Below are 20,706 nucleotides of genomic sequence, written 5' to 3' on the forward strand. Positions count from 1 at the left end.
AGATCGACCTGGGCGATACCCTCGCCTGTGTCCTCGGCTACACCGCCGGCAACGACGTCAGCGCCCGCGACCTGCAGCGCAGCGGCCCGCCGGGAATCGGCATGGATCTCTACGCCGCCAAGAGCCAGGACCGGGCCACCCCGGTCGGACCCTGGATCGTCACCCGCGACGAATTCCCGCCCGGAAGCCCCGCCCTGCGCCTGTCCACCACCATCAACGGCGAGGTCCGTCAGGACGGAACCACAGAGGACATGACCTGGGATGTCGAGGAACTTATCCGCTTCGTCCAGGCCCGGGTGAGCTTCGGCGTCGGCGACCTCCTGTTCACCGGCACGCCCGAAGGCGTCGGTCAGGGATCGGGACGCTACCTCGACCCGGGCGACCTCGTCGAGGTGAGGCTGGAAGGCGTCGGCGCCCTGCGCAATGTCGTCGGCCCGAAGACCCCGGCCTGAACGGCGGACCTGTGCCATCGGACGCGATGGCGGGGGTCTAGGCCGCCTTGAGGCCCTTGAGGACGGCGTCGATCGTCGCCTGAAGGCGCAGCGCCAGGGGCTTGCCGTCGCGCGCCGACACAATGGTTTCGCTCAGCGCCAGCCGCACCATCATTTCGGCGATGGCGCTCCGGTCCACCACCACGCCGATGTCGCGCTCCCAGGCGTCGAACACCGACTCCAGCGCCGTCAGAACCCGCGCAATGAAATGGTCGAAGTTCGACTCGAAATACTGCAGCACGAAGGCTGGCTCGACATGCAGGAACTGAGCCCCGCGGTGAGTTTCATTGTTGGAGACGCTGTACTTCAGAAAGGCGGCGAACCGCTCCGCCGGCGTTTTGCAGCCCGCCATGGCGTGGCTGAGCTCTTCGTCGGTCTCGGTGCGAAGACGCAGAACTACGGCCTCCAGCACCGCCTCCATCGAGGGGAAGTAGCGATAGAGGGTCCCGCGGGAAATCTCGGCGGCGTCGCAGACCTCCTGGGCGGTGATCCGCGGCGTGCCGTGATTCATCATCACGTTCTGGGCCGCGGTGATGATGTTCTCGATCGTCCTGGCGGCGCGCGGATCCGCACGGCGCTTGCGCGCAGGCGCGCCCGGCGGTGCGGCGTCTGTGAGGGCCGAACGCTCGACCGGAGCCTCCGGGCGAGCCCTTCTGGCGCTGACGGTCATACGTATCTTGCTCCGGGAGTTCAGGCGGGACCGTATCCGGTCGGGACCGATCACGCAAACCGCGCCCGCCTGTCAGGACGATATTTCGATACATAATAGCTAATCCTGTATAGAAAATTACAGGAAGATCCGCCTGTTTCATGCCTTGGAGGACCGTCGCACATGCATATCGATCTCAGCGCCAAACGGGTGATCGTAACCGGCGCCAGCCGCGGAATCGGTCGGGCCGTCGCAACAGCCTTCGCCCGGGAAGGCGTGCGCCTGGCGATCTGCTCGCGCAGCGCCGACACCCTGGAGGCCGTCGCCGGAGACCTGCGGGCCCTCGGGGCCGCCGAGGTGATCGCGGTGCCCCTGGACGTGCGCGACACTGCTGCGGTGCGCGCCTTTACGGCTCAGGTCGCCGAGGCCTGGGGCGGGGTCGACGTGCTGGTCAACAACGCCGGCCAGGGCAAGGGCGGAAGCCTTGAGACCCTGGAGCCCGAGGACATCCTCGACCACGCCGACAATATCCAGGTCGCTCATTTCCGCTTCGTGCAGGCGGTGGTTCCGCACATGCGCAAGCAGAAATGGGGCCGCATCATCAACATCAACGCCCTGGCCGGGGCCCTGCCGACGCCCGACGGCATTCCCTCGGTGACCAATCGCGCGGCCGGCATCGCCCTGTCCAAGCTCCTGGGACAGCAACTGGCCAAGGACAATATTCTCGTGAACAGCCTGAACATGGGCTGGATCGACACCGGTCAGTGGGATCGGCACTACAAGGAGATGCCCTCGACCATCAGCCGCGAGGAGTTCCTTGAGATGGTGGTCAAGATCGTGCCGCTGGGCCGCTTCGGCCGACCCGAGGAGGTGGCCCATGTCTGCCTCTTCCTGGCCAGCGACCTGGCCAGCTTCCTCAGCGCGGCCTCGATCGACGTGTCGGGCGGGCTCCAGGGCGCGATCGCCTACTACCCCACGCTGAAACGCGAGATGGAGGATCTGGGGCGAGCGCGCGAGGCCGCGCTCGCCGCCGAGTGACCTAGTAGGCCTCTCCCTGGGGATAGAGCGCCAGCCGGGCGATGTTCGCCCGGTCCGGCTGCTCCAGCATGAAGCGGATGGCGCGAGCGATGTCTTCGGGATCGAGCGCGACCGGGTTCTCGACCTTGGCTGCGGCCATCATCTTGTCGAACATTTCGCTCGAGGTCGAACCCGGCGCGATGGTGCCGACCTTGACGCCGGTGCCCGCCAGTTCGATGCGCAGCGACTGGGTGAAGGCCTCCAGCCCGTGCTTGAGCCCGCCGTAGACCCCGCCCGCCCTCGAGATGAGATAGGCGCTGATGCTGGAGACATTGATGATCGCACCCGACGACTGGCTGCGGAATTCGCGGGCGAAGACGTAGGAACTGCGCACCACCGCCTCGAAATTCACACGGATCATGTAGCTGACCGCGTCCAGGTCGATGGTGTCCATCGTCCCGACCGCCATGACGCCGGCATTGTTGACGACCACGTCGGCGCGTCCGAACCCTTCCTTGGCCAGGGCCAGCAACTGCTCCGGCGTCCCGGCCTCGGCGATGTCGGCGGCCAGCAGGACGCTGGGCCCAGGAAGGGTCGACGCCAGGGCCTCCAGCTTCTCCAGGCGGCGGCTGGTCAGGACCAGGTTGCAGCCGGCCCGGCTGAGCTCCAGCGCCGTCGCCGCGCCGATGCCGGTCGAGGCGCCGGTGAGAACGACCGTCTTTCCCTTCAGGTCCATTGGCCCGGCGCCTTCTTCATGCTCTCGATGGTGGGACGCATGTCGGCGACACTGGGCAGATGCGCGGTGAAGCCGCCATCGACCGAGAGGATCTGGCCGGTGACATAGCTGCTCAGCTCGGAGGCCAGGAAGACCACCATGTTGGCGATGTCGCGCGGCACGCCCAGTCGCGGCACCAGACAGTGACTGAGGAAGATGTCCTGGATATGGGCCGGCAGCCGCTGTTCCATACCGGGCTGGATGATCAGACCCGCAGCGATGGCGTTCACCCTCACGCCCCTTGGACTATAGGCCGTGGCCATATGCCGGGTCAGGGCGTTGATCGCCGCCTTGCTGGCGGCGTAGGCGAAGTTGCTCACGTCGCCGGACAGGGACTGGCCCGACGAGATGTTGATGATCGATCCCGATCCCCGCTCCAGCATGGAGGGAATGGCGTATTTGCAGAACAGCATCGGGCCGCGGGCGTTGATCGCCTGGACCTGATCCCAGAGTTCGACCGGCATGTCCGGGATGTCGAGGTCGCGCGAGGAAAAGCCCGTCGCCCCCGCGTTGTTGTCGAGAATATCGACGCCGCCGAAGATCTTCACGCAGGTTTCGACCACCGCCCGGATGTCGTCCTCGCTAGAAAGGTCGCCGGCCTTGCAGGCGACGTCGTGCCCCTGCCCTTTCAGCCGCTCGGTCACCGCCTCAAGTTCGGCCGCCCGGAGATCGGTCAACAACACCCGCGCCCCCTGCTCGGCCAGGGCCAGGGCCGTCTCTGACCCGATGCTCCCCGCCGCGCCGGTGACCAGCGCGACCTTCCCATCCAATAACGCCATACCCTCGCCTCCCTCTCGTCGTCGGCTTCAGCCGCCCTGTTGTTCCATTTCAGCCACGTTGCCAGGCCGCGACTGATACCCCGGCATATGCAGGCCGCCGTCGACATTGATCAGTTCGCCGGTGACGAAGCGGGCCATGTCCGACGCCAGGAAGACCGCCACCGGCGCGATATCCTCCTCGGGATCTCCATTGCGCTGAAGCGGCTTCATCGCCGCGACCCGCTCGGCGAACCCCGGCGAGTCCGCCGCCATCTTTTGGAACACCGTGCCCATGGCCGCCGGCGACAGCAGGTTGACCCGGATGTTGAACCGGCCCCACTCGTGCGCCGCGCTGCGGGTCAGGCCGCGCAGGGCGGACTTGGTGATGCTGTAGTCCGAGTTCAGCCAGGCCCCGGTTTCGACGTCGATCGAGTAGAAGTTGACGATCGAGCCGCCGCCCCTGGCGATCATGTGCGGCCGTGCAGCCTGCATCGCCCACCAGCCGGCCCACAGGCCGGAGTGCAGGGTCGCGTCGAGCATCTCGTCTGTCTTGTGCTCGAGAAGGACCTTGGGGCTCAGGGTGAAGGCGTTGTTGATCAGGATGTCGATGCCGCCGAACCGTTCCACGGTCGCCTCCACGGCCCCCTGGATCTGCTCCTTAACCCGCACGTCGGCCTTGATGACCTCCGCCTGACCGCCGAGTTCGTCGATCAGTTCCTTGCGGATCGTCGCGCAGTAGTCGTCGTTGTATTCCGCCACCATGACCGAGGCGCCCTCGCGGACGAATTTGCGGGCGATACCTCTGCCGATGCCGCCGCCGCCGCCGGTGACCAGGGCGACCTTGCCGTCGAGCAATCCCATCAGAGCAGTTCCTCAGGCGTACGGACCGTCGTCCCGAGAATCGGACCGACCAGTTCATGCCCCCAGTAGCTGAGACGCTCGGCGTTGAGTTCGAACGGATCGCCCGGCCAGGGATGGGTTTCGGCGATCACCTCGACGGCGAAGCCGGACGGCGAGAAGTGATAGAAGGAGAAATGGGGATCCTGGGTGTGCTGGCCGAGGGTCATCTGCACCGGGACGCCGCGCTTGTTGACGATGTCCCAGGTCTCGCCGACGTCGCGCAGATCGCCCGTCAGCAGGCCCATATGCTGGACCCCCATCCGGCCCGGCGCATGGCCGTAGCCGATGTCATGACTGGTCAGGTTGTTGAGCCCGGCGCGGTAGAATCCGGTCTTGCCCTTGCCCGCGCCCGAGCCGTACCACTGGAAGCCCATGATGTTGATCAGGAAATCATCCAGCTCCGGACCGTATTCGGGGGTGATCACCACGACATGGCCGAAGCCCCGGCCATGGGTGTTGAAGCCGCCGTGGCGACGCCCGGGGATAAAGGAGTCGGGCTCGCCCTTCTGGCCGTAGAAGAGTTCGTACTGGTAGCCCACGGGATCCTTGAACCGGACCACGTCGCGCACGGCGCGACGCGCCCGCAGATCGTCTGTCCCGTGTTCGACCGCTATGCCTGCGTCTTCCAGCTTCTTGACGGCCTTCTCGAAGGCGATCCGGTTGACGCATTCCCAGCCGATATAGGTCAGCTTGTCGATCGGGCCGGGCTGGAAGGCGAACCGGTAGCGGCGATCGTCCATGCGCAGATAGAGGGAGTCGGGCTCGTCCTCGGGCGACGGGGCGACGGCGAAGCCGAGCACCTCCGGACCATAGGTGCGCCAGGCGCTGATATTGGGGCTCTCAAAGCCGAGATAGCCGATGCCGCGGATATCCATTGTCCTGATCCTTGTCTTGCAGGTTTTCAGCAGGCGGTGGTGCCGCCGTCGATGATGATGTCGGCGCCCGTGATGAAGGCGGCCTCGTCGCTGGCCAGGAAGGCGGCCATGCCGACGACGTCCTCGGGTTCGCCGGGGCGACCGAGCGGAATCCCGTTGGTCAGCTGGGCGCGCACGGCGGGATTCTCGACAAAGGCGCGCGTGCCGGGGGTGATGATGAACCCCGGGCTGATGCTGTTGGCGCGGACGCCGTGGGCGGCCCCCTCCAGCGCCGCCTGGCGGGTCAGGGCGATGACCCCGCCCTTGGTGGCGTTGTGCGCCGCGGTGCCGTTGCCGCGCGATCCCTGCCATCCGGCGGTTGAAGCGACATTGATGATCGCCCCGCCCTGCCTGGCCAGGTAGGGCCAGGCGAACTTCATGCTCAGGAACACAAGGTCGAGCTCGTTGCGGATGGTGAAGCGCCAGTCCTCGACGGAGAGTTCGGCGATCGAGCCGAACCGGGCGGCCGAGGCGTTATTGTAGAGGATGTCGATGCGGTCGTGTTCGGCCGCCGCCTTGGCGATCCAGGCCGCCGCGCCCTCCGGATCGCCGAGATCGCAGACCATGGTCGTCATGACGCCGCCGGCCTCGGCGACCAGCCGCAGGGTCTCGGCGTCGGCCTCGGCGTTGACGTCGCATCCGACGATGACGGCGCCGTCGGCGGCGAACCTGAGGGCCGCCGCCCGGCCCTGACCGCCGCCAGTGCCGGAAATCAGGGCGACCCGCCCCTCCAGCCGACGCCTCACTGACCGGCTCCTTCCTGGGCCGCCCGCGCGTCGCGGGCGTCCAGCGCCGTGCGGATGGCGGCGTGCTTGTCTCGGGTCAGGGGATAGGTGAAGGCCAGCCAGGCGCCGAGCAGGAACAGGACCGCCGACGGACCGGCGAACACCATCTCCAGACCGGATATGGCCTCCGGCGTGTTGGCCGCCATCAGCGCGGGCTTGTAGCCGACCAGGGCCAGGGCCGCGAAGGACAGGCCGACGGCCAGCGCCCCGCCCAGCTTCCAGCTGCTGATCAGAAGCGCATAGAGGACGCCGGTCTGGTCCGAGCCCGAATCCAGCCGAAGCTCGTCGCCCGCGTCCGCCATCATCGCCCGCGGCAGGAGGTTGAAGGCGCCGAACGACAGTCCCCAGCCCATCATGCCCAGGGAGGCGGCCAGGAGGTTCCCGTCAGGCAGAAAGACAAAGACCACGCTGACGACCGCGGCGAGGACGCCCGAAATCCCGAGTACGAAATGCTTGTCGAGACGCCGCGCCAGCCAGGCGACGGCCGGCACGGTGATCATGGCGGTGACGACCTGGGCGATGAGGACGACGCCGACCGCGCTTCGATCCAGCCCCTTGGCCGCCGTGATGAAGAAGACCAGCATCGCCGAAGCCGTGCCGAAACCGAGCCCGAACACCAGGTCGATGGCGGCGATGCGAAACACCGCCTTGCGCCCCACCACGGCCAGATAATCCTTGAGGCCGACGATGTGACGCTGGGTGACGGCCGCCGCCTCGGGCACCCGCCAGGCGGCCAGGGCCACGGCGGGCGCCATCAGCAGGATGATGATCCAGCCCATGAGGCGCGTCGGCTCCAGGCCGGTTTCGCCAAGCTTCGACAGGAGGATAGGAAAGCCCATGACCGTCAGAATGCCCAGCAATGAAGCAAACTGCAGCCAGGCGTAGACCCGCGACCGCTCATCATAGCTCGTCGCAAGGCCGGAGGCCAAAGCCAGCTGGGCCAGCGACAGGATGGACCAGCCGAGGAAGGCGGCCGTCAGGGTCGCGAGCAGATACAGCGGCCCCACGCCGGGCTGGGCCATGAAGAGCAGATAGACCGCCAGCATCAGCGCCGGCGCGCCAAAGATGAGCCAGGGCCGGTAGCGGCCCCAGCGGCTTCGGGTCCGGTCCATCGCCGCGCCAAGCAGGGGATCGACCACGATGTCGAAGACGCGCACGCTGGTGAAAATGACGCCGATGACGGCCAGGGGCAGCCCCAGAACCGTGGCGTAATGCTCGGGAATCATCACCACCAGCGGCAGGGACAGAGCGGTCAGAGGAATGCCCATCAGCGACAGCGACAGCAGGCCTGGCGGCCTGCGATCGCTGCGGACGCGCGCCGTCGGGCTCGCCGCGACTGACGGGGCGGTCATCCTTCGACAGGTTCCACAACGATGGCCGCCTGCGGGCAGGATTCGGCGCCTTCAATGGCGCGCTCGAGCAGCTCGGGCGGGACCAGTTCGGTGGTCAGAACCACCAGCCCGCCCTCGAGCTGATAGATCTCGGGGCAGATTTCCACGCACGTCCCGTAGCCGCAGCAGGCGCTACGGTCGGCGACGACGCGATGCGCGATCGCAGTTGCACTCATCTTCTTCCTCCGTGCCGGGCGTCCCTTTGGGACTTCTCCGGGGGCCTGCGGCCCGTCGTTCCTCAACAAATCGATGAGTTGCATTTTCTATACAGAAATGCCACCTCTGTTCAAAATTATGTGGCGCTCAGCGCCCAGGAGGAAAGACATGCTGGACCGGACACGGACGACCCTTTCGGACGGGACGACCATCGACGACCTGATCAATATCGAGACGCGGGAAGTTCAGCTCAGGGCGATCTCGGACCCCGAGCTCTACGACAGCGAGATGCGCAAGGTCTTCGGCAAGACCTGGCTGCTGCTGGGCCACGAAAGCGAGATTCCCAATCCCGGCGACTTCATCACCCGCCTGATGGGGTCGGACCCGGTTCTGATCACGCGCCAGAAGGACGGCTCGATCCGGGTGATGCTGAACGTCTGCCCCCACCGCGGCATGCGCGTCTGCACGGCCGACGCCGGCAACGCCAAGGTCCACACCTGCATCTATCACGGCTGGGCCTTCAAGAATGACGGCGACTTCATCGGCGCCCCGGTGGCCGGCGAGAAGATGCACGGCGACATCCTGCCCAAGGAGAAGCTCGGCCTGACCCAGGCGCGGAGCCATCTCTACGGCGGCCTGATCTTCGCCACCTGGAACCTGGAAGGCCCTTCGTTCGACGAGTTCCTCGGCGAGATGAAGTGGTATTACGACATGCTGTTCTGCCGGACGGACAAGGGCCTGGAGGCCCTCGGCCCGCCGCAGCGCTTCACGATCAAGGCCAACTGGAAGACGGCCTGCGAGCAATCCGCCTCCGACGGCTTCCACACCCTGACTTTGCACCGCTGGCTCGGCGAGTTCGCCAAGTTCGGCGACGGCGACCTGACCACCTCCATGTACGGCACGGAAGTCAGTTCGCTCCAGGGCCACTCCCTGCGCTGCATGCCCGTGGCCAACAAGTTCAAGCAGGCGGCGGGCTTCCGCGACGGCAATCTGACGCTGGAGGAGAAGTTGGCCATCGTGCCGCCGCCCGGCATCACCAAGGAGATGCTTCCCGAGCTGATCCGGAACCTGTCGCCGGAACAGCTGGGCCTTCTGGTCGACAGCCCGCCCCAGGTCGGAGGCATGTTCCCCAACGTCCTGATCGCCTTCATCTACGTGCCGCAACCCGACGGCGAGATCATCGGCCTGACGTCGTTGCACACCTATATTCCCAAGGGTCCGGACGAGCTGGAGTTCTGCAACTACATCCTGGCCGAAAAGGACGCGCCCGAAGAACACAAGCAGAAGGCGCTGCAGTTCGCGGTGCGCATGCTGGGCACCTCCGGCATGGTGGAACAGGACGATTCCGACACCTGGCCGCACATCACCCAGACGGCCAAGGGCGCAGCCGCCCGCAACATCACGATGAAGTACCAAGCGGTCTGCACCACCCCTCCCCGCCCCGACTGGCCGGGCCCCGCCCTGGTCTATGAGGGCTTCACCAAGGACGACACCCAGTGGAACTGGTGGCTGGCCTATCGCGAACTGATGAACGCCCCCGCTTGATCATCATCATCGCCGCCATCATCAGGATCACAACACCATGACCATGAACGCCGTCATCCCCACCGACGTCAGCGTCGCCTCGGATGCCCCCTTCCGCCCCAACCGCGTGCCGGTGGGCTCTCCCGCCTATAATGAGATCACCGAGTTCCTCTACGAGGAGGCCTGGCTGCTGGACGAGATCCGTCTGGCCGAATGGGTGGCCCGGCTCGATGTCGACCTGCGCTACACCTGCCCGGTGCGCCAGACCCGCCCCCTGCACCAGCACGCACAGTCCATCGTGCGCACGGTGATGCATTTCGACGAGACCTACGCCTCGATCCGGGGCCGCGTCGGCCGCATCACCGACACCCGCAGCGCCTGGGCCGAAGACCCCCCCTCGCGCACCCGCAGGCTGGTGACCAACATCCTCGTGGACTCCACCGACGATCCCGACGAGTTCGAGGTGAAGAGCTATCTGCTCTGCAGCCGCAGCCGTTTCGAGGAAACCAACCTGCTGTTCCTCAGCTGCGTCCGCCACGATCTGCTGCGTCGCTACGACGACGGCATCAAGCTGGCCCGCCGCGAGATCATCGTCGACCAGACGGTTCTGGGCTTCCCCAACCTCGCCATCTTCCTCTGAACCGACGGCCGCGAGCCGCCGGCGCCGATCCTTCGGCGCCGGCCGGCGCGCGCCTCCCCCGCCGAACCAGGAGCCTTTCCATGCGCGCAGGCGTCATATCGGGCGACGGAGCCGCCCCCGTCCTCCAGGACTTTCCCGAGCCCGTCCCGCAGGACGGCTGCGTCCTGATCACGGTGGACACCGCCGGCCTCGGCGGCTGGGACGTCCTCGGGGCCTATCGCCTCGGGGTCCAGTATCCCTGCGTGATCCGCGGTGAAGGCGTCGGCCGCGCCGAAGACGGACGCCGGGTCTATTTCGGGGAGCGATCCGTCGCGCCCTGGGGCGCCTGGGCCGAAAAGACGCTCGTTCCGGCCGCCGAGGTCTGGGATGTTCCCGACGACGTCGACGACCGCACCGCCATCACCATGGGCATCGCCGGCACCGGCGTCCTGGTGCCTCTGGAAGCGGCGAACATCCAGCCCGGCGAGCGCGTGCTGATCCTCGGCGCCACCGGGGTTCTGGGACAGATCGGCCTCCAGCTCGCCCGGAATCTCGGCGCCGGCCGTGTCGTCGCCGCCGCGCGCAGCCATGCCGGCCTCGACAGGCTGATGGAACGCGGCCTGGCCGACGCCGCCGTCGCCATGGGCGGAAGCGACGACGTCGAAAAGCTGAAGACCGCTTCCGGCGGCGAAGGATTCGACGTCGTGCTGGATCTGGTCTTCGGCCAGCCCTTCCTGTCCGCCGTCAAGGCGACGAAATGGGGGGCGCGGCTGATCACCATAGGCACCGGCGCCGGGCGGGTCGTCGAACTGAACATCGGCGACCTCCTGTTTCGCACCCTCACCTGCATCGGCACGGGGCAGCGGCCGCCCGCCGACCGCGAAGCCATATGGCGCAGGCTGCTGGCGATGCAGGAGGCGCAGGCGATCGAGGTCGACTACGCGGATCATGAGTTCGCCGACCTCGCCGAGGCCTGGGCCGCCCAGGTCCGCGGCCCGCACGCCAAGATCACGGCCCGGGTGGGTTGATGCAGGTCGCGGAGGACAGTGAGCTCCTCCGCGACCCGCAAGCCCCTGCGGCCTCAGCCGGCCGCCAGCGCGCCCTCGACGGCCGCGGTCAACCGCGGATCGGCGGCCTCGACGTCCGGCGCGAACCGCGCGAGGACCTGACCGTCGCGGCCGATCAGGAATTTTTCGAAATTCCATACGACCTCGTCCGGTGCGCCGACGGGGACGCCATATCCGGCCAGGCGTTCGCGCATCGGGCCGTCGCCCACCGTCTCGGGCCGCAGCGCCGTCAGCGCGGCGTAGAGCGGATGGATATCGTCGCCCTTCACGCTGATCTTGGAATAGAGGGGAAAGGTGACGTCGTAGCTGGTCCGGCAGAAGCCGGCGATCTCGTCGTCAGCGCCCGGCTCCTGGCCGTTGAAGTTGTTGGCGGGAAAGGCCAGCACCTCGAGACCGGCCGCCTGATGGGTGCGGTAGAGGTCTTCCAGGCCTTCGTATTGAGGCGTCAGGCCGCACTTCGAGGCGACGTTGACGATCAGCAGGACCCGGCCGGCGTGGTCCGCCAGGCTGTCGGTCTGTCCATCGATGCGGGTCAGGGGAATGGAGGAGATCGCAGGGCTCATCGGGGGGCAATCCTTGTCGCGCGAGGATCATGGCTCGCACCGGCAAGCCTAGCCCATTCCCCCGGGCTCCGCTGCCGCAAACGCCGTTCCACAGGCCAAAAACAAGGAGCGACCGCCCCGTGAACCGCACGCCCGTCGATATCGTCAGCGCCTTCCTCGACGCCTGGTCCGAAGGTCCGGAGCCGCTGGAAAAGGCCTTGCGCGCCCTGTTCCGGCCCGACACGCGATGGACCAATATGGGCCTGTCCGAAACCATTGGCGTCGATGAGGCCCTCGCCCTGGGCGCGCGCTTCGAAGCGGCCATGGGTTATGCGAAGATCCTGGTCGACACCGTCCATATCGCCGCCTGCGGCAACATCGTCCTGACCGAGCGGATCGACCGCCTCGTCGCCGCGGACGGTCGGGAGATCGCCGCCTTTTCCATCGCGGGCGTGTTTGAACTGGACGACGACGGCAAGCTTGTTCGCTGGCGCGACTACACGGACCCGTCCGCGATCGCCGCCATTCACGGCCATGAGCCCGACAAGGACTGAAGAACGCCGATCGCCTGATGGACAAGTCCCTCAGAATATTATTCTCTATCCAAAACAGAGTACGCCCGCATTCGCGAGGCGGGCCGAACCCCGGGAAGGACTATCGATGAACACCCAGCCTGCACCCAACGCCTCCCTCGCCGAAGGCTTCGCCCAGGTCGGCGCCCTGTTCGCCGGAGACGACGGCGATCTCGACAGAATTTATCGCGACCACCGCGCCAACAAGCCCGTCATGCAAGGCGACATCTGCGCCGAACTCGGCTCGGCCTCCTTCGCGGGCCATACAGGCCGGCCGATCTACACCATCTTCAAGCACGCCGACGTCATGAAGGTGCTGCGCGACACCAAGACCTTCACCAGCGGCATCCTGATGGAAACAGGCCTCGGCCCCTTCCTCGACGGCCTGATGATCACGGGTCTGGACGGCGACGAACACCGCCAACTGCGCGGCATTCTGCAGCCCTCCTTTACCCCCGCGGTGATGGAGGAGTGGCGCGAGACCTATATCCGCCCCCTGATCCAGCGCTCCTTCATCGAGCCGCTCATCCCGCTCGGCAAGGCCGAGCTGGTGAGCACGGTCGGCGTCATGTTCCCGATTCACGTCGTCTACGCCGTCCTGGGATTTCCAGACAACGACCCGGCCGCCCTCGAGACCTTCGCCACCAAGGCCCTCAAAGTGCTGGGCGGCATGGCCAATAATCCCGAGGCGAAGCGAGCGGCCTTCGAGGCCTTCCAGGAACTGTACGAACCCACCCTCCTGGCCGTCCAGGCGCGGCGGGCCTCGGGCGCCGAAGGTCCGGATCTCATCAGCCGCCTGATCCGGGCGGAATTCGAGGGCCGCACGCTCGACGATCACCAGATCACCAACTTCGTCCGCATGATGCTGCCTGCAGCCTCCGAGACCACCTCGCGCACCTTCGCGATCATGATGACCCACCTCTTCGACCATCCCGAGGTGCTCGAACGTCTTCGCGCCGACCGGACCCTGATGCGCAAGGTGTTGGACGAGAGCGTCCGCCATGACGCCGTCGCCACCTTCAAGGTGCGCGAATGCCAGGCCGACGTGACGCTGCAGGACGTGGTCATCCCCAAGGGCTCCATCATCTCGGCCTGCGTCGGCTCGGCCAATCGGGACGAGACGGTGTTCGAAAACCCCGACGTCTTCGACATCGACCGCAAGCAGATGGCGGCCTTCGGCTTCGGCTTCGGCGCCCATATGTGCGTGGGCATGTGGCTGGCCAAGGTGGAGATCGAGGAGGCCGTGGGCCTCCTGCTCGACCTGCTGCCGAACCTGAGGCTGGACCCCGCCTTCCCCCGTCCGGTCGTCCGCGGCGTATCGCTGCGCGGCCCCGACGCGGTCAATGTGGTCTGGGACGCCCCCTAGGGCCTCCAGACCCGCGCCACCGCGAACCGCTCCGCAGGGGCCTTCACCTCAGGGTGAAGGCCCCTTTTTCTTGGGCTGGGGCTCGCCGGCAAGGCCGCCTCCGGGCGCCGCGGCGGGCGCGGGCTCCAGCCCGTCGCGGTCCCTGCCCCTGCCGTTGCAAAGAGCCCCTCCCTCAGGCCCGTTCATGAAAAAACCGCCGACCGGAAGCCCGGTCGGCGGCGAGAGTTTCGAGAGAGAGAGAGAGATATAGAAAGAGAGGGGCGCTAGAAGCGCTTGGTCAGGGAGGCGCCGTAGGTGGTCGGCTCGCCGATGAAGCTTGTGGCGAAGCCGAGACCGGACGAGTAGAGGTCGGACAGCTGGCGCACGTTGTACTGCTCGCCCAGGATGTTCTTGCCGTAGATCGCGAACTCGACGTCCTGCGCGTCGAACTGCATGGAGAAGCGGGCGTTCAACAGTCCGTATCCAGGCGTGCGATTCAGCTTGTTCGTCTCGGCGTAGAGGGCCTGCGTCACCGCAGGCTGCAGCGGCGAGGCGGTGACCGGCCCGTAGTATTGCTCGCCGAGGTAGGCGTAGCCCATGTGCAGGGTCACGCTGCCGAACGTCGTGGGAAGGACCTGGGTCGCCCCCACGCTGAACTGAAGCTTCGGCAACTGCGGCAGCTCCTCGCCGCTCCGATCGACAGGACAGATGGACGAGGTGCCGCTCGGCGCCGTGACGCAGCCCGGCAGATTGGCGCCGGGCACGGACTGCTGCTCCACGAAGGTGCCGCTTTCGTACTCGCCGTCCATCAGGCTGATATTGCCGGCCAGCTCCATGCCCGCCCAAGGACGGTAGGCGCCTTCCAGCTCCACCCCGTAGACGCGCGCATCGCCCGCGTTGACAACGTACTGGGTGCTCGCCCCCGCCGGCGTCAGGGCCGCAGCCTGGCGCTGCACGTCCGACTGCCATGTATGGAAGACGGCCACGTTGGTGCGAAGGCGTCGATCAAACCAGGTCGCCTTGAGTCCGCCTTCCACGTCGCGCACGTTTTCGGGCTCGAACGCCGGCAGACTGCCGGCCCGGGTGTTCCATCCTCCCGACTTCGAGGCGCCCCGCGTCTGGATATAGGCGAAGACGTCGGGGGTCATTTGCCAGTCGAGACCCAGGGTCCAGGCGGGATAGTCGAACTCGACTTCCTGGGTCTGGGCGCAGACGCCGGCGACGTCGGGCTTGGCCACGCTGCAGGTGCCCGGCACGCCCCAGGTGCTGTAGTTGTAGAGGACGGTGTCGCGGCTGTCCCAGGTCCAGCGCAGGCCGGCGGCCATGCGCAGGGTATCGGTCAGCTGGTAGTAGCCCTGGCCGAAGACCCCGAGGGAGGTGTTGGTGACGTCCGCGTAGTTCTGGCCGGCCAGTCCGGCATAGGGGCGCGTCGCGGCGTTGTAGGGCAGGAAGCCGAAGTTCTGCGACCGACTGAATTCGGCGCCCGTCTCGTCGGAATAGTAGATGCCCGCGATATAGTTGAAGCGTTCGCCGAAAGCGCCGCTGATTTGGAATTCCTGCGACCACTGCTCCGAGGAGTAGCCCGCCCAGGTGGTCAGAATGGGAGCCGGCGTTCCGTCGGTGTCGATGACCCCGTCCGCGTCGCTGAACCTGTAGCCGGTGATCGATTTCAGCGTCACCGGACCGATGTCGATCGACGCATCCAGCCCGAACCCGTAGGCCTCGACCTGGTTGCCGAGCGGTTTGTCATACAGGGCTCGCACCTCTGCAGGCAGGGTTGCGAAGTTCGGGTTGTTCACGGGCTTGAAATAGCCGGTGGCGTAGCTGGTGTAGAAGCTGCCGTCGCGGTGAAGCGAGGCGTCGAGGATCGGCGCCAGGCCGAACGGACCGAAGGAACCGGTCGGTCCGAAGACCTGGGGCGCATAGGCGAGCAGGGCCGTGAACTGGCCGTTGTCCTCGATCTTGTTGTAGTCGCCCGACAGGACCACCCGGGCGCGATCATCCTCATACTTGAGCTTGCCCCTGAAGAAGCTGCTGCTCTGATCCCAGACGTCCCGGCCGAGGGGGATGCTCTTGCCGTATCCGTCGCGCTCCCTGGTGCTGGCCACGAACCGTCCGGACAGGCGCTCGGTGATGGGAGCGTTGAGCACCAGGCTCGCGCCCATCTGGTCATAGCTGCCGGCTTCGACGCGGATCATTCCGCCGAACTCGCCCGTCGGATCGGCGCTGATGATGTTCAGCGCCCCCCCGACGGTGTTCCGGCCGAAGAGCGTTCCCTGGGGTCCGCGCAGAACCTCGACGCGCTGCAGGTCGAGCAGGTCGGTCAGCCCCTGCGAAGGACGCGGGATATAGACCCCGTCCACATAGATGGCCACGGCCGGGTCGTTGGAGACGAGGGCCTGCAGATTGCCCTGCCCGCGAATGGCGACAAAGGCGAACCCGGAGGCGCTTGGAGCGCCGGTGGCCACGCTCAGGCTCGGCGCGGTGCGCTGCAGGTCGGTGACGTCTGCGACCTGGTTCCGCTCCAGCGCTTCCGCGCCGACGGCGGTGACCGCCACGGGGGTGGATTGCAGATTCTCTTCCGTGCGGCGCGCCGTGACCACGATTTCATCAAGCTGGGTGGCGCCGGATTGGGGCGCGGCGTCTTGCGCATAGGCAGGCGCGGTAAGGGCCGTACAAGCCAGCAGCCCCAGAGCGCTGCGGTGTAGAGATCTGGACACACGTCGGCCGTTGGTGATCGACATCTTTAACCTCCCCGGTGGGGTCTATCGCCCCGTGTTTCACGACTGCCTGAAGGCGTCGTGTTGAGGAAAAACTAAACAGAATTTAAAATCTGTCGCAAGAATAAATGTCTCAGATAAGAATGACGCCTTCACAATCCAGAACGGACCGGGGGTCGAGCGCAGAGCCGCAAAGCCTGAACCGGCGGAAGTAAACGCCACAGCTGTTTGACTTAAAATACTTATCGGGCGCAGCCCGCAGGAAGAGAACCATGGACGAGACCTCCACCCTGGCGAACAAGAAAATCATCGTCACCGGCGCTGCACGCGGCATAGGCGCCAGTGCAACCCGCGCCCTGGCGGCGGCCGGCGCCATGGTCACGGGCCTCGACCTCTCGGGGCCGTCGGCGGATACGGCCGAAAGCCCGCCCTCAAGCGTCTTCGCCTACGAGACCTGCGACGTGTCCTCGCGCGCATCGACGCGCGCGGCGGTCGATCGTGCGGTCGCGGCCATGGGCGGGCTGGACGTCCTGATCCACGCGGCGGGCGTGCAGCGCTACACCCCCGCAGAGGCGATCACCGACGAGGAATGGGAGCTGGTCGTCGGCGTCAACGCCCGGGGCACCATGATCGCCAACCAGGCGGTCTTTCCTCACCTGAAGGACCGGGGCGGCCGCATCGTCAACTTCGCCTCGGCCGCCGGCGCGCTCGGCCTTCGCGGCTGCGCCCACTACGCCGCCTCGAAGGGCGCTGTCCTGGCCTGGACCCGCACGATCGCCCAGGAGTGGGGCCCCTACGGAATCTCTGTCAATGCGATCGCCCCCGGCATGTGGACCCCCATGTACGACGCCACCCGGGCGGGAATGACGCCCGAACAGCTGGAGGCGCACGACCGGGGCATGGCGATGATGATCCCCCTTGGCGGACGGCTCGGCGATCCGGACGCGGACATGGCGCCCGTCCTGGTCTTCCTCGCCAGCGACGCCTCGCGCTTCATCACCGGCCAGACCCTGGCGGTGGACGGCGGCCTGATGATGGTGCGCTAGAGCCCCACGTCGAGGTCGGTCCTGACCCTGGGGGCGTCCTCGATGGGATTGACCAGGGCGCCGACCCCCTCGATCTCGACCCTGACGACATCGCCGGGCGTCAGCCACTGCGGGTCCGGCGAGCCGGCGGCGCAGCCCGACGGCGTCCCGGTGGCGATCAGGTCGCCGGGATAGAGGGTGAAGATCGTCGACATCAGGTGGACAAGGTGGGCCACGTCCCAGCACATCTCGGCGATGTCGGCGCTCTGGCGCAGCTCGCCGTTGACGGAGGTGGACAGCCTCAGCCCCTTGCAGCCGGGCGGCAACTCGTCCGCTGTGACGATCTCAGGCCCGAAGCCTCCGGTCCTGAGGAAGTTCTTGCCGGCCGTGACGGCCGCGGGAATGTAGTTGTAGGCTCGCACGCTGCCGTCGTTGTGACAGGCGTAGCCGGCGACATGCGACAGGGCTTCCTCGCGCGAGATCATCCGCCCTCCCCGGCCGATGACGACCATCAGCTCTCCCTCGTAGTCGAGGGTGTCGGACGCCTCGGGCCGCCAGAGAGCCTGATTGTGGGCGACCAGGGAATCCGGCGTGCGAAGGAACATCCCGGGGAAGGACGGGACATCCGCCCCCATCTCCTCGACATGCTTCATGTAGTTCTTGCCCAGGCCGATGATCTTGTCGGGGCGTGGGATCGGCGTCAGGTGGCGCAGGCCTTCCAGAGGACGCCGCGCCCTCGCATTCGCCGTCGCGACCGCCGCCTCGGCGGCGGCCAGCGCCTCGGGCCCGGCGGCCAGCAGCGAACGGATGTCCTGCGGAAGTTGCGGCGCGGCGATCGACAGATCCACCACCTCGTCGCCGACCCGCACGCCCATGGTCGCTGCGCCGTTCAGTTCAAACGACAAGAGTCGCATCTCAGCCTCCTGAGGATCTGAGGCCCCCGCGGGCCGAGGACCGGCCGCCGCCAGGGCGGGCCGGGGGAATGGAAGGCACGCCCCGCGGCCAGGCCCGGAGAGCCTGCCGCGTCTCGCCGATCGAGCGCCGCATGCCGCCCGACTAGCGGGCCGGCTTGATGTCCGTCGTTTCGATATCCCAGGTCGTCGGGGTCGCGCCCTCGTCGCGAAGCTGGAACTTGAGCACCCGTCCCTGCGGGTTGACCGGCAGTTCCGGTCGGAACTCGATGAAGCGCGGGACCGCATAGTAGGGCACGCGCTCGATCAACCAGCGACACAGCTCCGCCTCGGACAGCGCGGCGCCCGGCTTGAGCTTGGCCGTCACCTTGAGATCGTCCTCCTGCAGGTTCGACGGCACGGCGTGAACAGCGACCTGTTCAATCGCCGGATGGGTCAGGATCGAGCTCTCCATCTCGAAACTGGAGATGTTTTCGCCGCGCCGGCGCAGGTAGTCCTTCTTGCGGTCGACGAAGTAGAAGAAGCCGTTCTCGTCGAACTTGCCAATATCGCCCGTGTGGAACCACAGGTTCCCCATGACATTCAGGGTGTCCTCGGGGCGACGCCAGTACCCCTTGAAGATGATGTCAGGCATCAGCGGCCGGCACACGACCTCGCCGGCGACGCCGATGGGAACCTCATTGTCCTGGTCGTCGAAGATGCGGACGTCGAGCTCGGGCGCCGCCTTGCCCGACGAGCCCTCGGCATAGGCGCCGTCGGCCGGCATGGAGGTCAGCAGGCCTTCGGTGAGCCCGTAGACATTGGAGCCGATCTTCCTTGCGCCGAAGCGGGTTCGCCAGATCGCCTTGATCTCCTCCGGGAAGGGATTGCCCTTGACCGTGTGGACCTGGCCGAAGCAGCGGGCCATCGCTTCATGATCGTCAGCGCGCGCCAGCAGGGTGCCCAGGGAGCCCAGGATCGACACCACAGTGGCCCCGGATTTTTCGATCGCCGGCCAGAAGCCGGACACCGAGAACTTGGGCGCAAAGGAGATGGTCGCGCCGACCAGCATCACGGAGACGACGCCGGTGGCGATGGCGTTCATGTGGAACAGCGGCAACGGCGTCCAGTAGACGTCGTCCGGGCCGAACGGCGCCGAACGCGTCAGCATCCGCGCGAAATGGCACATCTGGTTGCCGGTGATCATGCAGCCCTTGGACGGACCGGTTGTGCCCGAGGTGTAGATCAGGGCGTTCAGGGCGCCCGGGTCGGGCAGGACCTCGAAAGCGCTGGCGTCGGTTCCGCGATGCGCGTCCAGAGGCTCGATGTTCAGGCTGGAGCCCGGCGCGGGCTCCCAGGGGCCGCGGACCAGCACCGTCTTCAATGTCGAGAGCTGGTCCTCGATCTCAAGAAGACGAGGCAGGTAGCGCGCTTCGCAGATCATCAGGCTGGCGCCCGCGTCCTCGATCTGATGACGCAGGAATTGACCGATCAGGGCGGTGTTCAACGGCACGCTGATCACGGAGATCTTGTTGGCGGCGATCCAGGTCGTGACGGCGTCGACATTGTTGTCGAGCATGGAGACGATCGGGGTTCCCGCCGTCAGTCCAAAGCCCTCGAGAACGTGAGCGAAGCGATTGCTGGTCCGGTCGAAGTCCCCGTAGGTGTGGGTCTCGCCGCTGAAGTCGAGGAAGACCTTGTCGGGATGAGCGGCGACCGCTCGCCTCAAGGCGGCGATCGGGGTGTCGCGGAGGCCCGTCCGCCATCCCTGTTCCATCGTGCCGATCATCGCATTCATCCGTTCATCCTAATGCATACGCGCCTGCCCGCCGCCTGCGGAGCTCTTGCCTCTCGACGGCGGCCAGGGTCGCGCATTCCGTTCCATGAGCCACGCCTCACGCGGCCCGACCGGGCATCGCCGGGCGCGGAAGGAAACTAGCCCCGCCGTTCGGACCGGTCCAGAAGAATTCTGGTATCAGTCCATCATTCTATTTCCAGAACAAATGACCTCCACCACGACCTTCCCGCGCGCCTGGCGCGAAGCGAGGCGCGCAATCGCCCGCCCGCCCTCTTCGAGGGGATAGCGTTCCCAGACCTGAGGCCTGATCCTGCCCGCGACATAGAGATCCAGCAATGCGCGCATGTCGCGCGCTCCGGCGCCAGGGTCGCGCGCAATATAGGCCCCCCAGAAGACGCCGATGATCTGCGCGCCTTTCAGAAGGGTCAAATTCAGAGGAATCGAGGGAATTCCGGCGGCGAAACCGACCACAAGATAGCGGCCTTCCCACCCAATGGAGCGAAACGCCGGCTCGGCGTAGGCGCCCCCGACGGGATCGATGACGACGTCGGGGCCCTTCCCGTCGCAGGCCGTCCGGATCGCCTCGGAAAAGGCCCGGGCGTCCGCCACGTCCGACATCTCGCGCGGATAGACCAGGCCGACATCGGCGCCCATCGCCGTCGCCGCCTCCAGCTTGTCCGGCGAGGAGGCTGCGGCGACGACCCGCGCGCCCAGCGCCTTGCCCAGCTCGACCGCAGCCAGCCCTATGCCCCCGCCCGCCCCCAGGAC

21 protein-coding genes are annotated in these 20,706 nt (G+C 66.7%); 8 read left to right on the plus strand and 13 right to left on the minus strand.

The genetic code is table 11. The features are described 5' to 3' along the window. The coding region (locus HX774_RS17860) for a fumarylacetoacetate hydrolase family protein (protein WP_178828801.1) at window positions 1-452 on the plus strand (452 nt) is incomplete at its 5' end. Between the two features lie 37 nt (window positions 453-489). On the opposite strand, the gene HX774_RS17865 is transcribed toward HX774_RS17860, so the two are convergent. After that, the gene (locus tag HX774_RS17865) at window positions 490-1,161 is read right to left on the minus strand and encodes a TetR/AcrR family transcriptional regulator (RefSeq protein WP_178828802.1); all 672 of its coding nucleotides are present in this window, start codon (window positions 1,159-1,161) and stop codon (window positions 490-492) included. 162 nt (window positions 1,162-1,323) lie between these two features. Between HX774_RS17865 and HX774_RS17870 the strand changes: the two genes are divergently transcribed. Then, window positions 1,324-2,178, plus strand: a complete 855-nt coding sequence (locus tag HX774_RS17870) for an SDR family oxidoreductase (RefSeq protein ID WP_178828803.1) — start codon at window positions 1,324-1,326, stop codon at window positions 2,176-2,178. A 1-nt stretch (window position 2,179) separates the two neighbouring features. Here the strand turns inward: HX774_RS17870 and HX774_RS17875 are convergent, their stop codons facing one another. Genes HX774_RS17875 through HX774_RS17905 form a run of 7 tightly spaced genes read right to left on the minus strand, consistent with a single transcriptional unit; the run spans window position 2,180 to window position 7,856 of the window. Beyond that, window positions 2,180-2,893 (minus strand): SDR family oxidoreductase, encoded by a 714-nt coding sequence (locus HX774_RS17875; protein ID WP_178828804.1) that lies wholly within the window; start codon window positions 2,891-2,893, stop codon window positions 2,180-2,182. After that, complete coding sequence (locus HX774_RS17880; protein ID WP_178828805.1) at window positions 2,884-3,711, minus strand: SDR family NAD(P)-dependent oxidoreductase; 828 nt, start codon at window positions 3,709-3,711, stop codon at window positions 2,884-2,886. Before HX774_RS17880 ends, HX774_RS17875 begins: the two co-directional genes overlap by 10 nt. A gap of 27 nt (window positions 3,712-3,738) precedes the next feature. Next, window positions 3,739-4,551 carry an SDR family NAD(P)-dependent oxidoreductase gene (locus HX774_RS17885; RefSeq protein WP_178828806.1) on the minus strand — a complete coding sequence of 271 codons (813 nt, stop codon included), beginning with the start codon at window positions 4,549-4,551 and terminating at the stop codon, window positions 3,739-3,741. Beyond that, entirely contained in the window at window positions 4,551-5,465 is a 915-nt protein-coding gene (locus HX774_RS17890) for a VOC family protein (protein ID WP_178828807.1), read from the minus strand. The genes HX774_RS17885 and HX774_RS17890 overlap by 1 nt, the downstream gene beginning before the upstream one ends. Before the next feature lie 26 nt (window positions 5,466-5,491). Next, complete coding sequence (locus HX774_RS17895; RefSeq protein ID WP_178828808.1) at window positions 5,492-6,250, minus strand: SDR family NAD(P)-dependent oxidoreductase; 759 nt, start codon at window positions 6,248-6,250, stop codon at window positions 5,492-5,494. Continuing rightward, window positions 6,247-7,641: an MFS transporter gene (locus HX774_RS17900; RefSeq protein ID WP_178828809.1), complete on the minus strand. Its 1,395-nt coding sequence runs from the start codon at window positions 7,639-7,641 to the stop codon at window positions 6,247-6,249. The genes HX774_RS17895 and HX774_RS17900 overlap by 4 nt, the downstream gene beginning before the upstream one ends. Then, window positions 7,638-7,856: a ferredoxin gene (locus HX774_RS17905; protein ID WP_178828810.1), complete on the minus strand. Its 219-nt coding sequence runs from the start codon at window positions 7,854-7,856 to the stop codon at window positions 7,638-7,640. Before HX774_RS17905 ends, HX774_RS17900 begins: the two co-directional genes overlap by 4 nt. Before the next feature lie 148 nt (window positions 7,857-8,004). On the opposite strand from HX774_RS17905, the gene HX774_RS17910 reads away from it, so the two are divergent. The 3 genes from HX774_RS17910 (at window position 8,005) to HX774_RS17920 (ending at window position 11,007) form a co-directional block, all read left to right on the plus strand. After that, on the plus strand, window positions 8,005-9,381 hold the full coding sequence (locus HX774_RS17910; protein WP_178828811.1) for an aromatic ring-hydroxylating dioxygenase subunit alpha: 1,377 nt from the start codon (window positions 8,005-8,007) through the stop codon (window positions 9,379-9,381). Window positions 9,382-9,418: 37 nt separating this feature from the next. Further along, window positions 9,419-10,000 carry a 3-phenylpropionate/cinnamic acid dioxygenase subunit beta gene (locus tag HX774_RS17915; RefSeq protein WP_218650511.1) on the plus strand — a complete coding sequence of 194 codons (582 nt, stop codon included), beginning with the start codon at window positions 9,419-9,421 and terminating at the stop codon, window positions 9,998-10,000. An 80-nt stretch (window positions 10,001-10,080) separates the two neighbouring features. Further along, window positions 10,081-11,007, plus strand: coding sequence for a zinc-binding alcohol dehydrogenase family protein (locus HX774_RS17920; RefSeq protein WP_178828812.1), 927 nt, complete (start codon window positions 10,081-10,083; stop codon window positions 11,005-11,007). A 53-nt stretch (window positions 11,008-11,060) separates the two neighbouring features. Here HX774_RS17920 and HX774_RS17925 read toward each other — a convergent pair whose 3' ends face one another. After that, on the minus strand, window positions 11,061-11,609 hold the full coding sequence (locus HX774_RS17925; RefSeq protein WP_178828813.1) for a glutathione peroxidase: 549 nt from the start codon (window positions 11,607-11,609) through the stop codon (window positions 11,061-11,063). A gap of 119 nt (window positions 11,610-11,728) precedes the next feature. On the opposite strand from HX774_RS17925, the gene HX774_RS17930 reads away from it, so the two are divergent. Together HX774_RS17930 and HX774_RS17935 are read left to right on the plus strand one after the other, a co-directional pair. Beyond that, entirely contained in the window at window positions 11,729-12,142 is a 414-nt protein-coding gene (locus HX774_RS17930; protein ID WP_178828814.1) for a limonene-1,2-epoxide hydrolase family protein, read from the plus strand. A 106-nt stretch (window positions 12,143-12,248) separates the two neighbouring features. After that, complete coding sequence (locus HX774_RS17935) at window positions 12,249-13,526, plus strand: cytochrome P450 (protein WP_178828815.1); 1,278 nt, start codon at window positions 12,249-12,251, stop codon at window positions 13,524-13,526. Window positions 13,527-13,789: 263 nt separating this feature from the next. Here HX774_RS17935 and HX774_RS17940 read toward each other — a convergent pair whose 3' ends face one another. Then, on the minus strand, window positions 13,790-16,249 hold the full coding sequence (locus tag HX774_RS17940) for a TonB-dependent receptor (RefSeq protein WP_178828816.1): 2,460 nt from the start codon (window positions 16,247-16,249) through the stop codon (window positions 13,790-13,792). 248 nt (window positions 16,250-16,497) lie between these two features. Here HX774_RS17940 and HX774_RS17945 point away from each other — a divergent pair, with 248 nt between their 5' ends. Further along, complete coding sequence (locus HX774_RS17945; RefSeq protein WP_178828817.1) at window positions 16,498-17,271, plus strand: SDR family NAD(P)-dependent oxidoreductase; 774 nt, start codon at window positions 16,498-16,500, stop codon at window positions 17,269-17,271. Here HX774_RS17945 and HX774_RS17950 read toward each other — a convergent pair. The 3 genes from HX774_RS17950 to HX774_RS17960 form a co-directional block, all read right to left on the minus strand. Continuing rightward, complete coding sequence (locus HX774_RS17950) at window positions 17,268-18,164, minus strand: fumarylacetoacetate hydrolase family protein (protein WP_178828818.1); 897 nt, start codon at window positions 18,162-18,164, stop codon at window positions 17,268-17,270. The genes HX774_RS17945 and HX774_RS17950 overlap by 4 nt on opposite strands. A 142-nt stretch (window positions 18,165-18,306) precedes the next feature. Next, entirely contained in the window at window positions 18,307-19,938 is a 1,632-nt protein-coding gene (locus HX774_RS17955; RefSeq protein ID WP_178828819.1) for an AMP-binding protein, read from the minus strand. 177 nt (window positions 19,939-20,115) lie between these two features. Next, the coding region (locus HX774_RS17960) for a zinc-binding dehydrogenase (protein ID WP_178828820.1) at window positions 20,116-20,706 on the minus strand (591 nt) is incomplete at its 5' end.

The organism is Brevundimonas sp. P7753 (assembly GCF_013386595.1).
Classification (GTDB): Bacteria; Pseudomonadota; Alphaproteobacteria; order Caulobacterales; family Caulobacteraceae; genus Brevundimonas; species Brevundimonas bullata.

Bases quoted from the DNA above. Each gene is read 5' to 3' on its own strand.
- HX774_RS17865 (WP_178828802.1), bottom strand. From the start codon at position 1,161: ATGACCGTCAGCGCCAGAAGGGCTCGCCCGGAGGCTCCGGTCGAGCGT.
- HX774_RS17870 (WP_178828803.1), top strand. From the start codon at position 1,324: ATGCATATCGATCTCAGCGCCAAACGGGTGATCGTAACCGGCGCCAGC.
- HX774_RS17875 (WP_178828804.1), bottom strand. From the start codon at position 2,893: ATGGACCTGAAGGGAAAGACGGTCGTTCTCACCGGCGCCTCGACCGGC.
- HX774_RS17880 (WP_178828805.1), bottom strand. From the start codon at position 3,711: ATGGCGTTATTGGATGGGAAGGTCGCGCTGGTCACCGGCGCGGCGGGG.
- HX774_RS17885 (WP_178828806.1), bottom strand. From the start codon at position 4,551: ATGGGATTGCTCGACGGCAAGGTCGCCCTGGTCACCGGCGGCGGCGGC.
- HX774_RS17890 (WP_178828807.1), bottom strand. From the start codon at position 5,465: ATGGATATCCGCGGCATCGGCTATCTCGGCTTTGAGAGCCCCAATATC.
- HX774_RS17900 (WP_178828809.1), bottom strand. From the start codon at position 7,641: ATGACCGCCCCGTCAGTCGCGGCGAGCCCGACGGCGCGCGTCCGCAGC.
- HX774_RS17905 (WP_178828810.1), bottom strand. From the start codon at position 7,856: ATGAGTGCAACTGCGATCGCGCATCGCGTCGTCGCCGACCGTAGCGCC.
- HX774_RS17910 (WP_178828811.1), top strand. From the start codon at position 8,005: ATGCTGGACCGGACACGGACGACCCTTTCGGACGGGACGACCATCGAC.
- HX774_RS17915 (WP_218650511.1), top strand. From the start codon at position 9,419: ATGACCATGAACGCCGTCATCCCCACCGACGTCAGCGTCGCCTCGGAT.
- HX774_RS17920 (WP_178828812.1), top strand. From the start codon at position 10,081: ATGCGCGCAGGCGTCATATCGGGCGACGGAGCCGCCCCCGTCCTCCAG.
- HX774_RS17925 (WP_178828813.1), bottom strand. From the start codon at position 11,609: ATGAGCCCTGCGATCTCCTCCATTCCCCTGACCCGCATCGATGGACAG.
- HX774_RS17935 (WP_178828815.1), top strand. From the start codon at position 12,249: ATGAACACCCAGCCTGCACCCAACGCCTCCCTCGCCGAAGGCTTCGCC.
- HX774_RS17940 (WP_178828816.1), bottom strand. From the start codon at position 16,249: ATGTCGATCACCAACGGCCGACGTGTGTCCAGATCTCTACACCGCAGC.
- HX774_RS17945 (WP_178828817.1), top strand. From the start codon at position 16,498: ATGGACGAGACCTCCACCCTGGCGAACAAGAAAATCATCGTCACCGGC.
- HX774_RS17950 (WP_178828818.1), bottom strand. From the start codon at position 18,164: ATGCGACTCTTGTCGTTTGAACTGAACGGCGCAGCGACCATGGGCGTG.
- HX774_RS17955 (WP_178828819.1), bottom strand. From the start codon at position 19,938: ATGAATGCGATGATCGGCACGATGGAACAGGGATGGCGGACGGGCCTC.